General features: G+C 45.8%; 17 protein-coding genes. 3 read left to right on the forward strand and 14 right to left on the reverse strand.

Features of this window, described 5'->3' with window-relative positions:
- Positions 1 to 27: 27 nt before the first annotated feature.
- Together msrB and msrA are read right to left on the reverse strand one after the other, a co-directional pair.
- The gene (msrB, locus tag L3V45_RS10155) at positions 28 to 462 is read right to left on the reverse strand and encodes a peptide-methionine (R)-S-oxide reductase MsrB (protein WP_007409536.1); all 435 of its coding nucleotides are present in this window, start codon (positions 460 to 462) and stop codon (positions 28 to 30) included.
- Between the two features lies 1 nt (position 463).
- Positions 464 to 997, reverse strand: a complete 534-nt coding sequence (msrA, locus tag L3V45_RS10160; protein ID WP_234949342.1) for a peptide-methionine (S)-S-oxide reductase MsrA — start codon at positions 995 to 997, stop codon at positions 464 to 466.
- A 127-nt stretch (positions 998 to 1,124) separates the two neighbouring features.
- Here msrA and L3V45_RS10165 point away from each other — a divergent pair, with 127 nt between their 5' ends.
- Positions 1,125 to 1,550 (forward strand): MarR family transcriptional regulator, encoded by a 426-nt coding sequence (locus L3V45_RS10165; RefSeq protein WP_003153639.1) that lies wholly within the window; start codon positions 1,125 to 1,127, stop codon positions 1,548 to 1,550.
- Positions 1,551 to 1,600: 50 nt separating this feature from the next.
- On the opposite strand, the gene L3V45_RS10170 is transcribed toward L3V45_RS10165, so the two are convergent.
- The 5 genes from L3V45_RS10170 to ilvA form a co-directional block, all read right to left on the reverse strand.
- Complete coding sequence (locus L3V45_RS10170; protein ID WP_003153637.1) at positions 1,601 to 2,164, reverse strand: YpmS family protein; 564 nt, start codon at positions 2,162 to 2,164, stop codon at positions 1,601 to 1,603.
- A 9-nt stretch (positions 2,165 to 2,173) separates the two neighbouring features.
- Positions 2,174 to 2,929, reverse strand: coding sequence for an SGNH/GDSL hydrolase family protein (locus L3V45_RS10175; protein ID WP_014305255.1), 756 nt, complete (start codon positions 2,927 to 2,929; stop codon positions 2,174 to 2,176).
- Positions 2,930 to 3,006: 77 nt separating this feature from the next.
- Positions 3,007 to 3,588, reverse strand: a complete 582-nt coding sequence (locus L3V45_RS10180; protein WP_015388090.1) for an SCO family protein — start codon at positions 3,586 to 3,588, stop codon at positions 3,007 to 3,009.
- Positions 3,589 to 3,686: 98 nt separating this feature from the next.
- The gene (locus tag L3V45_RS10185; protein ID WP_015388089.1) at positions 3,687 to 3,938 is read right to left on the reverse strand and encodes a DUF2535 family protein; all 252 of its coding nucleotides are present in this window, start codon (positions 3,936 to 3,938) and stop codon (positions 3,687 to 3,689) included.
- Positions 3,939 to 4,030: 92 nt separating this feature from the next.
- Positions 4,031 to 5,299 carry a threonine ammonia-lyase IlvA gene (ilvA, locus tag L3V45_RS10190; protein ID WP_234949343.1) on the reverse strand — a complete coding sequence of 423 codons (1,269 nt, stop codon included), beginning with the start codon at positions 5,297 to 5,299 and terminating at the stop codon, positions 4,031 to 4,033.
- A 184-nt stretch (positions 5,300 to 5,483) separates the two neighbouring features.
- Between ilvA and L3V45_RS10195 the strand changes: the two genes are divergently transcribed.
- Both L3V45_RS10195 and trhA read left to right on the forward strand, forming a co-directional pair.
- Positions 5,484 to 6,476 carry a sigma 54-interacting transcriptional regulator gene (locus tag L3V45_RS10195; RefSeq protein WP_003153626.1) on the forward strand — a complete coding sequence of 331 codons (993 nt, stop codon included), beginning with the start codon at positions 5,484 to 5,486 and terminating at the stop codon, positions 6,474 to 6,476.
- 16 nt (positions 6,477 to 6,492) lie between these two features.
- Positions 6,493 to 7,131, forward strand: a complete 639-nt coding sequence (gene trhA, locus L3V45_RS10200; RefSeq protein ID WP_003153625.1) for a PAQR family membrane homeostasis protein TrhA — start codon at positions 6,493 to 6,495, stop codon at positions 7,129 to 7,131.
- A gap of 41 nt (positions 7,132 to 7,172) precedes the next feature.
- On the opposite strand, the gene L3V45_RS10205 is transcribed toward trhA, so the two are convergent.
- The 7 genes from L3V45_RS10205 to ilvD form a co-directional block, all read right to left on the reverse strand.
- Positions 7,173 to 7,796: a lysophospholipid acyltransferase family protein gene (locus L3V45_RS10205; protein ID WP_236836950.1), complete on the reverse strand. Its 624-nt coding sequence runs from the start codon at positions 7,794 to 7,796 to the stop codon at positions 7,173 to 7,175.
- A 15-nt stretch (positions 7,797 to 7,811) separates the two neighbouring features.
- Complete coding sequence (locus L3V45_RS10210; protein WP_012117807.1) at positions 7,812 to 8,297, reverse strand: dihydrofolate reductase; 486 nt, start codon at positions 8,295 to 8,297, stop codon at positions 7,812 to 7,814.
- Positions 8,294 to 9,088 (reverse strand): thymidylate synthase, encoded by a 795-nt coding sequence (locus tag L3V45_RS10215; RefSeq protein ID WP_003153622.1) that lies wholly within the window; start codon positions 9,086 to 9,088, stop codon positions 8,294 to 8,296. Before L3V45_RS10215 ends, L3V45_RS10210 begins: the two co-directional genes overlap by 4 nt.
- 99 nt (positions 9,089 to 9,187) lie before the next feature.
- Positions 9,188 to 9,796: a YpjP family protein gene (locus L3V45_RS10220; protein ID WP_003153621.1), complete on the reverse strand. Its 609-nt coding sequence runs from the start codon at positions 9,794 to 9,796 to the stop codon at positions 9,188 to 9,190.
- Between the two features lie 262 nt (positions 9,797 to 10,058).
- Entirely contained in the window at positions 10,059 to 10,829 is a 771-nt protein-coding gene (locus L3V45_RS10225) for a class I SAM-dependent methyltransferase (RefSeq protein ID WP_007409525.1), read from the reverse strand.
- Between the two features lie 39 nt (positions 10,830 to 10,868).
- On the reverse strand, positions 10,869 to 11,303 hold the full coding sequence (locus L3V45_RS10230; protein ID WP_003153619.1) for a BrxA/BrxB family bacilliredoxin: 435 nt from the start codon (positions 11,301 to 11,303) through the stop codon (positions 10,869 to 10,871).
- A gap of 81 nt (positions 11,304 to 11,384) precedes the next feature.
- The gene (gene ilvD / locus L3V45_RS10235) at positions 11,385 to 13,061 is read right to left on the reverse strand and encodes a dihydroxy-acid dehydratase (protein ID WP_007409524.1); all 1,677 of its coding nucleotides are present in this window, start codon (positions 13,059 to 13,061) and stop codon (positions 11,385 to 11,387) included.
- Positions 13,062 to 13,271 lie beyond the last annotated feature (210 nt).

Consider the following 13,271-nt stretch of genomic DNA (forward strand, 5'->3'; position numbering starts at 1 on the left):
CTGATAGGCAGGCCTCATTGCTGAGCTCTATTTTTCAAATAAATGCAGGCAGGCTTCATAGCCCTCTTCCTTCAGCTTGTCTTTCGGAATAAACCGGAGTGCCGCAGAGTTAATGCAATAACGGAGACCGCTTGGCCCCGGGCCGTCATTAAATACGTGGCCTAAGTGGGAGTCCGCTGTTTTGCTTCTCACTTCCGTCCGGATCATCCCGTGGCTTGTGTCCAGTTTTTCGTCAACCTCTTCTTCCTCAATCGGTTTTGTAAAACTGGGCCAGCCGCAATGAGAATCGAATTTATCCAGAGATGTAAACAAGGGCTTTCCTGATACGATATCAACATACAGCCCCTCTTCTTTGTGATCCCAGAATTCATTTTGAAACGGCGGCTCCGTTCCGTTATTTTGCGTGACTTCATATTGCATGCGGTTTAATGATTTGATTTTTTCTTCTTTATTAAAAGCCATCTTATCTGTCCCTCCAATGCTCATCCAGAAAGCCTTGACGTCCGGAACCTATACGGTAGCGCCCGTAGTGATCAGGATTTTTCTTATAAAAGTGCTGATGATAGCCTTCCGCTTCATAAAAAGGCTCAGCCTTTAAAATGTCTGTGACGATCGGCTTTTTAAATATGCCGCTTTCTTCAAGCTGTTTTTTTGAGGCTTCAGCGATTTGTTTTTGTTCATCATTATGGTAATATATCGCCGCCCGATATGAACTTCCGCGGTCTGCAAACTGGCCGCCTGCATCAGTCGGGTCGATCTGCTGCCAAAACAGCTCGACAAGCTTTTCATACGGATAAATGTCAGGTTGAAATGTGATTTGAACGGCTTCTCTGTGTCCGGTCGTTTCACTGCACACTTCTTCGTAAGTCGGATTCTCAGTATGACCTCCTGTATAGCCGGACACCACCTTTTCAATCCCGGGCTGTTCGTCAAACGGCTTCACCATGCACCAAAAACAGCCGCCTGCAAATGTGGCGATTTCTTTTTTTTCTGACATACGGGTGCCCTCCTTTGTTCATACGTGGTATTATTATATTATAGCATGTATAAACAGAATAAAAATAATTCTGCTTTCAGGGGAAGCTGAACGATGCCACGCTGACTACATATTGGAGGTTCATGATTTGAAAGTAAGGACACAAATGATGTATGATATGGAAGCTTTGCTTCGAAAAGTGTTTAAACAAATCAGAAATGAAGTTAATGAAATTCTAGATAAAGAGCTGTCCAGGAACGAATTCACCATTTTGCGGATTCTCAGTGAACAAGGGCCTAAAAAAGTAACGGAATTTGCCCCCATTCTTGAGGTCTCCGCAAGCCACATTACCGCAGTGACCGATGCTTTAGTAGAAAAGGAATGGATCACCCGCATCCGTTCTAAAGAGGACAGGCGAATTATCAGAATCCATATTACGGAAGCCGGGGAGAAAATTGTCGATCATTTCAACCAGAAAAAAACAGAATACTTTTTTAAACGGTTTGACTGCTACTCTGATGAAGAGCTTGCAACGTTAATCAAACTGTTCAGCAAGCTAGACAAAAAACGCTGACACGAAAAAACACAAATCCCTGAAAGGATCTGTGTTTTTTTTATGAAAACTTATTGTTTCGGATGATAATAGGAAAATTCAATTTCATCCGTGTCGAGATTGATTTTATCCGCTTTTACATACATGCCGTTGTCTAAAGGCATTTCTGACAGACGGATCTCGATGCTTTTATCCCCGGAATGAACGTGCACAAATGACGGGAGTTCATAAAAGCTGTCCATATAATTCAGCACAAAGCTGATCGGCAGGCTTAATTCACCTAATGAAAACTTCGTCACTTTCAAAACCACATCTCCGTTCTCCTGTACGGACGGTTCAAATGTGACGACCGCGTTAATGGAGGTTGAGAATGCTTTGATTTTACCTGCCACGTGCACATCGTTATTGATGTCCACTTTGTAGTCAAGCTGATTCGATGCCTTCTCTTTTAAGTACGAATTCACAAACCTGGCAAGTGATTCTTTGGAGCTTGTGATATGAAAGCCGTACTCACTTTTTGTCTGATCTTGTATTTTCGCCTGTTCTCCCGGCATAACCAATAATGTCACAATTACCGCGGCGGCAATCACATTGAGTGCGAGAAGAACAAAAAACAGCGATTTCCATTTTTTCATCATTTCACCCTATTCTGCTGGTAACCCTTGTTTTTCTATGATGCCGTATAATCGGTCGGCGATGAGTGCATACCCTTTTGCGTTCGGATGAAAATCATCATCCTTTGAAATCCGTCTGCTGCCGCTTTTTTGACTGAACAAGTCTTCAACATTCACCGCAGCGGCGTGAGGATCTTTTTCCAGCTCTTTTGCGGCGATCTTGTTCCAATCCGTCACAACCCCATTAATTTCTTTTAATTCAGGCAGCGTAAACGTGAATGGATTATACATGCTGACATACACCAGCTCTGCGTTTTCATTATATTTGCGGATTTTTGAAATGATCGTCTTGAACCGTTTTTCAAAAGGTTTCTCTTCCTTTTGGAACGGCTGAACCGTCAGCTGCATCATATTCTGGCGGAGCACCTTCATTAAGTCATTGCCGCCGATGGTAAAAAAGATATAGTCGGCGCTCCTTAATGATTTCTGCACTTTTTTATTATCAAGCTTTTTCAGCAGGTCTGACGTTTTGTCGCCCTGCACCGCATAATTTTTAATATCTACCGTTTTCACATGTCCCTTTTTCTTAAGAGACTCCGCTGTCTTGCCGACGTATCCTGAACCGTCAGGATCTCCTACTCCTTCAGTCAATGAATCACCGACCGCAGCTATGACAATATGATCTTTCGTTTTCGGTTCTTCAGCGTCAGAACCGGTGCGCTGGACAGAACAAGCTGATAAAAGCAAAGCCAGTCCGGCGATCAATGAGAACATTCGCAGCTTCAATCTGGTTGCTCCTTCCCCGTCTACTAGTGGAAAGTGTAACATGTTTTTTCAGTTTTGAAAATGTCTAATCTGCCAGTTTACTTGAGCTCCTCAGCCGCTTTGACATCTGACAGGATATCATCATACGGAACCTTCTGCACGCCGTCATAATCTTTAAGCACCTTGCCGTCAGGTCCGACTAAATAAAAAGAAGTTTGATGTATGACCTGGTCCTCTCCCTCCGGCTTTTTGACGATTGCTTTAAAGCTGTTCATCGCAAAATCTTCAATGTCCTTTTGGCTGTAACCGGTCAGAAAATCCCAGTTGCTAAGCGAAAGCGGATATTTGGAAGCAAAGGCTTTCAGCTGTTTCGGCGTATCATTTTCAGGATCTACACTGAATGACACAATCCGCACGTCCAGGTTCTCAGCCTTCAGTTTTTTTTGCAGTTCGGTCATGTGGGCCGTCATCGGCGGACAGACTGTATTACAGTTTGTAAACATAAAATCGGCAATCCAGACATGCCCCTTCAGGCTTTTCAGTGACACTGTTTTCCCGTCTTGATTCTGATATGAAAACGGCTCAATCTGATAGTTCAGCGGGTCTTTTATCGTTTTCCCCCCGCAGGCGCACAAGAGCAGCAAACAAAAGACGGCAGCGAAGCTTTTCATTTTTTTCATTTCCATTCCCCCCATAGATAAAACGCTTACAGCGTTCATCATAAAAAAATTCCCGCACCCTCCCTTATCAAAAGGAAGGCGCTAAGGAATGTGCACCGTTATGCGTTATGTTTTAAAATCTCTTGGCTGAAAACGGCCTCATAATCTTTCCACTTCATACGGCGCTTGACATATTGTCGGAATGAATACACTGTTCCCACACTTTGTGAAGCAAAAACTTCTCTCAAATAAAGCTCAAGGTGCTGATGAATTTGAAAAAAATATTGTTCACCTTCCGTGACAACCGGTATTTCTGTCACTTTTACCTGAATCCCGTCCTGTCGTTTGAACTCTAGGCTTTTGAGTAACAAGATATCAATCCTTCTTTTTCGATTGTTTTCTTTTTATTATATACAATCTGAGAAAGCGTGTCTGTCATTTTGCGCGGCCGTTCTAAAAAAAGTCAGATTAACAGGTGGAACAGATCCTGATCTTTATTCACCTCTACGTAATGAAATCCTTTTTGATTCATCCGGGCAATGAGCGCGCCGTAATCTTCCCGATGCTTAAGCTCAATGCCGACCAATGCGGGGCCGCTGCTTTTGTTATTTTTTTTCGTGTATTCAAACCGGGTGATGTCATCATCAGGACCGAGCACCTCATCAAGGTATTCGCGAAGCGCTCCCGCCCTTTGCGGGAAATTAACGATAAAATAATGCTGCAGCCCCTCGTAAATCATGGAGCGCTCCTTCATCTCCTGCATTCTGCCGATGTCATTATTCCCTCCGCTGACCATGCAGATGACGTTTTTCCCTTTAATCTCTTCTTTGTACAGATCAAGTGCTGACACGGACAATGCACCCGCCGGTTCAGCCACGATGGCGCATTGATTATATAATTCAAGAATCGTGCTGCACACTTTTCCTTCCGGGACAAGCAAAACGTCATCGACGACGGTTTTGAGCGTTTGAAAGGTTTCAGCGCCGATTTTTTTTACGGCCGCCCCATCGACAAATTTATCAATTTTCTCAAGTTCAACCACTTGTCCGGCTTTTTTCGATTCAAAATAGGAGGCTGCGCCCTTCGGCTCTACCGCTATGATTTTTGTATCTGGCGAGATGTTTTTCATGTACGTGCCGAGCCCGGACAGGAGTCCTCCTCCCCCTACGCTTGCAAAAAGAAAATGCGGTTCGACGTCAATGTCATTTAAAATTTCGATGGCAGCCGTTCCCTGTCCGGCCATGACATCGGGATCGTCAAACGGATGAATAAACGTGCGGTTTTCTTTTTCACAGCATTCCGCAGAACTCTTATACGCATCATCGAAAGTGTCACCCGTCAATATGATTTCAACAAATTCTTTTCCGAACAGTTCCACTTGGGATACTTTCTGTCTCGGTGTGGTTGACGGCATAAAAATCTTGCCGTGAATGCCGAGGTGTTTGCATGAAAACGCAACCCCCTGCGCATGGTTTCCCGCACTTGCGCATACAATTCCGTTTTCAGTCTGCTCTTTTGAGAGCTGCCTCATTTTATTATAAGCCCCTCTGAGCTTAAATGATCTGACCACCTGCAGGTCTTCTCTTTTCAAATAGATATTGCAGCCATACCTCTCAGAAAGTCTGTCATTCCTCTGCAAAGGCGTATGTATCACAACGTCCTTTACGTTTTGGTGCGCTTTTAAAATGTCTTTTACCTGGATGAGAGAGTCTTCTTTAAGCAACGGTTTCATTTACAGAGTCCTTTCTTATTTAAATCCCTATTTAATATGCCATTATAACATGAATATTCAAACAATAAGATAATTATTTTAATTTTGTAAATAAAAATAAATGAACCGATACAAGAGAAAAAGATATTTTCGATCGCATAAACGTGTTATACTTAAACCAATTAGAACCAAAAGGAGCCAATTTATGAGTGTAATTGAACAAACTGATCCTTTTTATCAGCTAGCCGGCGAACATCACACCTTTTCAGAAGCGAAACGATTGGCCTCGCAATTTGCCTTATCTGATTTGCCGGTCTTCATAACGGGTGAAGTCGGAACCGGAAAAAAACAAATGGCCAGAGCGATCCATCATAAATCCCGCAGAAACAGCGAACTATTTATTACCGTTCACTGCAGTCAAAGCGAAGAGCGGCTCGAATATGAACTGTTCGGCGCTGAAGGCGCATTAAACAGGGCCCGCCGCGGAACATTATTCTTATATGAAATCGGAGACATGCCGCTCTCGGTACAGGCCCGCCTTCTTTCCGAGCTGGACGCCGGGCTTTCCGCCCGCATCATTGCAAGCAGCACGGCGAATCTTGGCGATACCGGCGCGGAAAACACGTTCAGCATAGATTTATTTTACAGGCTTCACGTGTTATGCCTTCCGCTCCCTGCTTTATCTGAACGAAAAAGCGATATACCGCTTCTTCTGCAGCATATGCTGACAGCCTCGGGGCAGCATGTTCATATCGATCCGTCCGTTTATCCGCTGTTTGAGCGGCACACCTTTAACGGCAACATCAGAGAACTTGAAAATGCGGCGCACTATATGGCCGCGGCAGCATCCGGCAGCACGATTTATCCCGAGCATGTCCCGCCGTATATCAAAAACAGCCAGAAAGCGAAAACCGCTAAGAAAAAAGAAAAACGGCTGACATTGATGGAGAAAGAAGAGTTTTTGTTTATTTTGGAAGCAATTAAAGACTTAAATACAAAAGGCGAACCCGCCAGCAGACGGAGCATATCCGAATTAAGCGAAAACAGCACAATGACATTAACGCCCCAGCAAGTCAGAAACAGGCTTGATTACTTAGAAAAGATGAACTATGTGACAAAAGGCCGGGGACGCGCAGGAACAAAAATCACATTAGAAGGGTTGACCTTTTTGCAGTCACTGCAAAAACAAATCCTTTAAAAAGGAGGACATTTGATTGTTCACAATAAAAGAAGAAATCGCAAATGCCGTCACACACGGAATCGGTGTATTGCTGTCGATTCCGGCGCTTATTTTTCTCATTATCTTTGCGGTGAAATACGGCTCGCCGACAGACATCGTCAGCTTTTCAATATTCGGCGCTTCAATGCTCCTGCTGTATCTCAGCTCGACTCTTTTGCACAGCATCCAGCATAAAAAAACGAAAGACATTCTTGAAATTGTGGATCATTCCGCGATATACGTATTAATAGCCGGAACATATACGCCATTTTTATTAGGACCCCTTAAAGGGGCGCTCGGTCTGACCCTTTTAATTATTGTTTGGTCGCTTGCCATCGGAGGCATCGTGTTTAAAATCTTTTTCGTGAAGCGGTTTATCATTTTTTCAACGCTTGTCTATTTAATGATGGGCTGGCTGATCATCATCGCCATTAAACCGCTGTACGCTTCGCTGTCAGGTCCCGGTTTCGGCCTTCTTCTTTTCGGCGGCTTATTGTATTCCGCCGGCACAATATTTTATATTTGGAGAAAAGTTCCGTATCATCACGCCATTTGGCACAGTTTTGTTTTAGGCGGCAGCGCCTCGATGTTTTTCTGTATTTTGTTTTATTGCGTCAAAGTTCCCTTTATCTGAAATAAAAAAGCACAGCCTCTCGTATAGAGACTGTGCTTTTTTTATGCACGGAGCCGTTTCTGACCGGCCGGATAATAAGCGGGCTTTATATGTAATTCAATATCAGCCGGTTTCAGCCGTTTCAATAACCTGCCCCGCAGCAGCCGGTCTGTTCCCGAAGTGCTGACGGGCACAATCGGGAGATCGAAACGAAGGGCCAGTTCCTCCGGATTGATTTTGCCGTCTTCGGACAGAATCAGACTTTGCCCTTTTTGCAGCCGGACTTCCGCCTCCTGAAGCACTGCATCCCGGCTGTCTCCGCCACAAATGACACCCATCAGACGCAGCCAATTTCCGAGAAACGGCATCCGGAAAGCTTTCTCGCCAGCGATAAAACCAGCCGGCTCTTCAAGATGTCCCGCAAGCAGCAGAAGATCAGCCGGGCGCAATCTGGGATGCACATACAATACGGGGCCGTCCGGTATCGGCTGATCATGATGAATGCCGATTGCCGATCCCGACACGTCAATGCAGCCTCTCATAAAGGCTTTCGGCCGCTCATACACCAGCCTCATCTGTTTTTGAAAAGAGAGCCGCGGGTCAAGCTCTTTTTGATTGATATATTCCTGAATATTTTTCATGAACATAAATACAACGTACATCACAAGGCAGCCGTAACGAACCAATTCTTGTCCCCCTGCTTAATTCTTTTTCTCGTATACAAGGTACTCATAATCGTAAGGGTTTTTTTCATCTTTTACTCCCTGTTTGCGGGAGGTCAATTCCCATTCAGCTTCATTAAATTCCGGAAAAAAACGGTCTCCTTCAAAGACATGGTGAATTTTTGTCATGTAAAGTCTGTCCGCATAGGGAAAGAGCGCACTGTACAGCTGGGCGCCGCCGATTACAAAGCATTCTTCATCCGCCGGGATCAACTTGAGCACTTCCTCAGCCGAGTCGGCGGTAATACAGCCCGGGAATGAAGATTCGTCCCGCGAGGTTACAACGATGTTCCGCCGGTTCGGAAGCGGGCGTCCGATTGATTCAAACGTTTTGCGCCCCATTACAATGGTGTGACCCGTCGTCACTTTTTTGAAATATGCGAGATCATCGGGAAGGTGCCAAGGCAGATCGTTATCTTTTCCGATCAGCCGGTTTTCATCCATCGCAAAAATAAACGAAATCATACGCTGACAGCTCCTTTTATGTGCGGATGCGGGTCATAATCCTCAATGATAAAGTCTTCAAACGTAAAATCAAAAATAGAATCAACATTTCGCGCAAACCGCAGTTTCGGCAGCGGACGGACATCCCTTGTCAGCTGCAAATTCACCTGCTCCACATGGTTTTGGTAAATGTGGACGTCTCCGAATGTATGAACAAACTCACCCGGTTCAAGTCCCGTCACATGCGCGATCATCATTGTTAAAAGCGCATAAGACGCAATATTAAACGGCACGCCGAGAAAGACATCCGCTGAGCGCTGATAAAGCTGACACGACAGTTTTCCGTCCGCGACATAAAACTGAAACAGGCAGTGGCAAGGCGGAAGCGCCATATGATCAATTTCGCCGACATTCCAGGCGCTGACGATTAAACGTCTGGAATTCGGGTTTGTCTTGATGTCATGAATCAGCCGGGAGATTTGATCAATGGTCTCGCCGTCCGCTCCGCGCCATGAACGCCATTGAGAGCCGTAAACCGGTCCGAGTTCTCCGTTTTCATCCGCCCATTCGTTCCAGATGCGGACTCCGTTTTCCTGAAGGTAGCGGACATTCGTATCTCCTTTTAAGAACCAAAGCAGCTCATGCGCGATGGATTTAAAATGGAGCTTTTTCGTCGTAAGCATCGGGAAACCTTCCTGAAGGTTAAACCGCATTTGGTAGCCGAACGTGCTGATCGTACCCGTTCCCGTACGGTCTCCTTTTTTTTCTCCGTTTTCTAACACATGACGGCACAAATCTTTATATTGTTTCATTTTTTTCATCCTTTTAAAGTAGTCTTTTAGTAGTGTAACACAATAAAAAATCATTTCTGCAAAATTTCTCAGAAATGATTTTTTTATTTCTTCTCGCTATTACACGCTCATCCAGTCAGGCGGCGTATTGCGGTCCCAGTAAATGCTGCCGAGCTCATGATGTGATTGAAATCCGTCTTCAGCGGTATGGTAATGAAAATTAAACCAGTAGCCGTCTTGCGGAGGATGATCCCGGCGGACGTGGAACCTTAAAAGATCTTCACCTGTCAGCCTGTTATACACATGAAAAATTTTTTCAGTTTTTCCGGCCGACGGTTTACTGGAAATAACCACATCCTGATACGCTTCATCATCTTGAAACTTGGCTAAATGTCCTGTGATGACATCTTCGATTTTCGGCAGAATTTCACTTCTGTAATCATCTTCAATGACCGGAGAGATTTTGCTGCCGAATTTTAAAAATGATTGATTTTCAGCATCACCGAGAAGCTGCTGCTGATACGATTGAAACAGTAATTCAGGCTCCCGCCCTGCCTTCGCTTCTCCCGTCAGGGCATGTTCATCATAAAAAGCGGTGTAATCATTCTGCTCAAGACTGCTCGACTGTCCTGAAGGCTTGTCTGTCATCAAAGCAGCCGGAGGAGACACGAGTCCGAACGTTACAATGGTAAACAGAACCACAAGGGTCTTTTTCATCCACAATTTCATGATAGATTGTTCCCCTCTGTTTTATTGTCCTCTTTTCCTTTATTTTAGCATAGATTAAAGCGCGGCGTCATGTCCGGCACCGTATTATCATGCAATATGGGAAATTGGTAACTGTGACCGAGTGGATAAACCGCTTACAATAAGAAGGAGAAAAAGGAGGGGATGAGATGATTAACGCTTTATTTGCGACTGTATCACTTCTCACGCTGCTTTATTTTGTCGTTATGGAAATCACTGATTAACGAAAAAGAAGCCCATGATATCATGAGCTTACATGGATGACACCGAAGTGGAAAAGCGCCGTCTTTCTTTTCAGCACCTTGAAGCCGTATCGTTCAAACCGCGGGCTTTTCCAATGGTCTTTAAGCACTACGCATTTTTTCGCCGCCCGGACGGCTTGCGTGATGCACTCTTCGTTAAAACCCTCTTCTGCCAGCGCGCGGAGCGGTGCAATGCCGTCTGACGTTTCAACAGGTTCGTGAAACATCGGGTCAAAATAAATGACATCTACCGATGAATCAGGAAGCTCCCGCAAATAATCGGCGCAGTCGGCATGTTTAACCTGAATGCGTTTCATGGCGGTTTGGAGCTGCTCCATTCCGGTTTCCCACGTTTGAAGTCCTGTTTCTACAAGCAATGAGACAAGCTTGTTTTTCTCCAGGCCGATGACTTGTCCGCTTTTTCCGACTGCCAGGCTTGCCAAAATCGCATCGGATGCCAGGCCGAGCGTACAATCTAAAAAGGAATCCCCCTCGCGTAATCCGGCTGCTTTTAACAACGGCTCGGCTTCCCCTCTCAAAAACCGCTTTGCGCGGAACATCGCTGTATTCGGGTGAAAAAAGAACTTCTCCCCTTGCTTCGTGTAAAGTTCGAACCGTTCCTTTCCGATGACTAAAAGATCGCTAGCGGCTCGTTCCAGCATTTTTTCAATGGGCTGTTTATTGCGGCTGCAGTAAGTGTCACCCAGCCTGACACTGAGTGACTGCGCTGTGTGTATCGTGTATTCGCTTGGTCTGTAACTCGTTGTGATCATCTTTTTCTCCAAAAAGAAAATGCCCGGAATTTGGGCATTTCAGCAGTGCGCATCGAAGGCATCCGTCAGATTTTTCATAATTTCCTCCATGTCATGCCCTTCGATTTCGTGGCGGGGAATAAAATGAACGACCTCTTTCCCTTTTAACAGCGCCATTGATGGCGAGGAAGGTTCCTGCCCCGTAAAATATTCACGCATTTTTGCAGTTGCGTCTTTATCTTGACCGGCAAATACGGTAACCGTATGATCAGGCGCTTTTTCATGCTGTAAAACAGCCTGAGTCGCAGCCGGACGGGCGAGACCGGCTGCACAGCCGCACACGGAGTTGACAACGACCAATGTCGTGCCCTCTGCCTGTTCCATAAAGCTTTCTACTTCTTCAGCAGTCGTTAATTCCTGAAAACCCGCACCCGTCAGCTCACGGCGCATCGGCACGACCAGCTGGCGCATATATTCTTCATAAGCCATTGACATAAAAAAGCCCCCTCTAAAATCCTTATATGAAGTCAAGGATACTATAGAGGGGGCCGGAATTCAATTGTTCAGGCCTCTGTTTTATATTTTCATGATTCCGCCTGTATTGGCGCTTGTTACGAGTTTGGAATACCGGGCCAGATATCCTGTTTTTACTTTCGGCTCGAAGCCTTTCCATTCGGCCTTGCGTTTTTCCCATTCTTCTTCAGGCACTTGTACGTCCAAAATCCGTTTTTCTATGTCAACGATGACATGGTCGCCGTTTTCTACGAATGCGAGCGGGCCGCCTTCAGCCGCTTCAGGTGATACGTGCCCGATTGAAAGACCCCGGGACGCTCCTGAAAAACGGCCGTCTGTAATAAGCGCCACTTTCGGGCCAAGCCCCATCCCGACAATCTGAGACGTCGGAGCAAGCATCTCCGGCATGCCCGGTCCGCCTTTTGGCCCTTCATAACGGATAATGACAACATCTCCTTCTTTTACTTTGCGGTTTATAATACCTTCAAGCGCGGCATCCTGAGAATCAAAGACGACAGCGGGACCTTCATGTCTTGTAATCCCGTCCTGTACGCCGCCTGTTTTGATAATGGCGCCGTCCGGAGCCAGATTCCCAAACAGGACGGCCAAACCGCCTTTTTCGGTAAACGGATTGTCAAGCGGATGAATCACGTCATAATCCTTTACTTCATGACCCGCAATTGTTTCTCCGAGTGTGCGGCCTGTTACAGTCAGCGCGTCAAGATGAAGCGCCCCTTCTTTTTTGGCCAATTCATTAAGGGCCGCCGAGACTCCGCCCGCTTCGTGCAGATCTTCAATGAAGACGTCCGAGGCCGGCGCCAATTTCGATAAGTGAGGCACCCGTTCAGCCACTTCGTTAATGCGTTCTAAAGAGTACTCAACCCCAGCTTCATTGGCAAGCGCAAGCGTATGTAGCACTGTGTTGGTTGAGCCGCCGAGAGCCATGTCTAACGCAAAGGCGTTGTCAATCGCTTTTTCGGTGACAATATCGCGCGGCTTAATGTCTTTTTTAATGGTCTCCATCAATTGGGCCGCTGATTTTCTCACAAACTCTCTTCTCTCCGGTGAAGTTGCCAGAATTGTTCCGTTTCCCGGAAGCGCCAGACCGAGCGCTTCAGACAGACAGTTCATGGAGTTTGCCGTAAACATGCCTGAACAAGATCCGCACGTCGGGCAGCCAAACTGTTCCAGCTCCTGCAGGTCGCTTTCACCGATTTTCCCGGCTTGATATGCGCCAACGCCTTCAAATACTGAAGAAAGTGAAATTTTGCGGCCGTCGCTTGTGCGGCCGGCTGCCATCGGCCCCCCGCTGACAAAAATGGTCGGAATATTAATCCGCATAGCCGCCATCAGCATTCCCGGCGTAATTTTGTCGCAGTTCGGAATGCAGACCATTCCGTCAAACCAGTGCGCCGAGACGACTGTTTCAACTGAATCGGCAATGATTTCACGGCTCGGCAGTGAATATCTCATGCCGATATGCCCCATCGCGATTCCGTCATCTACTCCGATCGTGTTAAATTCAAAAGGCACACCGCCCGCTTCCCTGATTGCTTCTTTTACGATTTTTCCAAATTCCTGCAGGTGAACATGCCCGGGAACGATATCGATGTATGAATTACAGACCGCGATAAACGGCTTGCCGAAGTCTTCTTCTTTTACGCCGGCAGCGCGAAGAAGGCTGCGGTGCGGCGCTCTGTCAATTCCCTGTGTGATCATGTTGCTGCGTAATTCTGCCATGGTGATCCCCCTACTGTTTTTAGACTGTGCACTATTTTTAAAATTTTCAGTTTATTCTAGGGCGCGTTCTGCAAATTACCTGTTTACAGCGTCTTTGCCCTGTCTCGCTTTTCTATTCTTTCTGTATTTCGATAAAAACCCTCCAACAATTAATATTGTACTTACTATATAGAGTTTTGAATCATTTTTCAACAATATTCTAAATAATTT

This window comes from Bacillus sp. R45 (genome assembly GCF_021729365.1).
Classification (GTDB): Bacteria; Bacillota; Bacilli; order Bacillales; family Bacillaceae; genus Bacillus; species Bacillus velezensis.